The organism is bacterium (genome assembly GCA_024226335.1).
Classification (GTDB): Bacteria; Myxococcota_A; UBA9160; order SZUA-336; family SZUA-336; genus JAAELY01.
Window position 1 is genome coordinate 1 of record JAAELY010000503.1, and the last position, 1,953, is coordinate 1,953.

A 1,953-nucleotide genomic window follows, 5' to 3' on the forward strand; every position below is an offset into this window, starting at 1 on the left:
GATTTTTCGACCGAGGCGATGCTACAGCCCGACGATCCCGCCCTGTCCATCTACGACGACTTTCGCTCGGAATTCGAACGCGACGACACACTCGTGATCGCGCTCTCCCCGCCAGAGGTCTTCGATCTGGGATTTCTCGAAACACTCCGTGCGTTCCACACCGCCCTCGACAATGAACTCCCCTACGTCGACGACATCACGAGTTTGATCAACGCGCGATCGACGCGCGGAGATCAGGAGCGACTGATCGTCGAAGAACTGATGGTGGATTGGCCTGAGAACGCGGAGGACCTCGCTCGTCTGCGCGCGCAAGTGCTCGCCAATCCGATCTACGCCAACACGCTGATCTCCCGACAGGCGGACCTGACGATGATCGTGGTCCAACCTCAGGTCTACGCTTCCGACGAAGGAGTTTCGGCACTCAGCGGTTTCGATGAGAGTGAAGGCGAAGCCGCCTTCCTGAGCGAAGACGCACTCAACGAAATGGTGCAGTCCGCGCGAAGCATCGCACAACGATTCGAGTCACCGGACTTCCCGGTTCACATCGTCGGTGAGCCGGTGATCTCCGACCACATGAACCGTGTATCGCAAGCCGACACCAGCTTGTACACGGGGTTGTCCATCGCGCTGATCATCGTGCTCCTCTACGCGCTCTTCCGCAGAGTCTCCGCCGTCGTCCTTTCTCTGATCGTGGTCGTGATCTCGGCCATTACCAGCTTCGGCTGGATGGCACTGCTCGGGATTCCCTTCACCACTCCTTCGCAGATCCTGCCTTCCCTGATCCTGGCCGTCGGCATCTGCGACAGCGTGCACATCCTCGCGATCGTCTATCAGGGTCTCGCGAAAGGACAGGAGCGCGAACTCGCCATTGCAAATGCTCTGGAACATTCGGGACTGGCCGTGGTCATGACGAGTCTCACGACTGCAGCCGGCCTTGTGTCGTTTATCGGGGCCAGCATTCGACCGGTGTCCGACCTGGGCCTGCTCGCGCCGATCGCCATCATGACGGCGCTCTTCTACACCCTGACGCTACTGCCGGCCCTACTGGCTCTATGGCCGCTGTCACCGGCGCGAAACCAGCTTCCAACCTCTCGTTTGAAGAGTGCCCTCACAAGAATGGGCGGATTCTCCATGCGCCGACCGGTCTGGGTCCTGTCCGGAACACTGGCTCTGGTCACGTTCTCGGGAATCGGCATCGCGCAACTGCGCTTTGGATTGGACACCCTGGCGTGGATTCCCGAAGACGACCCGATTCGGGTTGCAACGGAGTTGATCGATTCGCGAATGGAAGGCATCGGGAGAGTCGAAATACTCATCGATTCTCACCGAGAAGACGGACTTCTCGACCCGGAAAACCTGGCGAGAATCGAAGCAGCGTCGAAAACCGCTGAATCATTCGCACTCGGACCGGTTTCCGTCGGCAAGACGGTGTCGCTCGTGGACATCGCCAAGGAAACCCATCAGGCGCTGAACGAAAACAACCCCGCCGCCTACGTCTTGCCGCAAGATCGCCCGACCCTCGCCCAGGAAATGCTGCTATTCGAAAACAGCGGTTGGGAAGATCTGGCAAAGGTGACCACCACCAGCTTCGATCGCGCGCGTCTCTCCCTTCAGGTCCCGATGGTCGACGCGGTCTTCTATCCGGACTTTCTGGAGGAACTGCAGAAGAGACTGGAGCGGATTCTCGGAGACGACCTGACCCTCCAGATCACGGGCGCCACGGCCTTGACCTCGAACTCATTCCTGGGAGTCATGCACAGTATGGCGAGTTCCTATGTGTTCGCACTCGTCCTGATCACACCGTTGATGATATTGATGTTAGGCAACCTCTCACGGGGCCTGCTCTGCATGATTCCCAATCTACTGCCGGTCGTAGTCGTGCTCGGATACATGGGATGGATGGACATCCCCCTCAATCTGCCCACCCTCCTGATCGGGGGCATCATCATCGGC

At 59.0% G+C, this 1,953-nt stretch carries 1 protein-coding gene; it reads left to right on the plus strand.

Annotated elements, in window-relative coordinates:
- Positions 1-1,953: MMPL family transporter (locus GY725_24730; GenBank protein MCP4007400.1), on the plus strand; the 1,953-nt coding region annotated here is incomplete at both ends.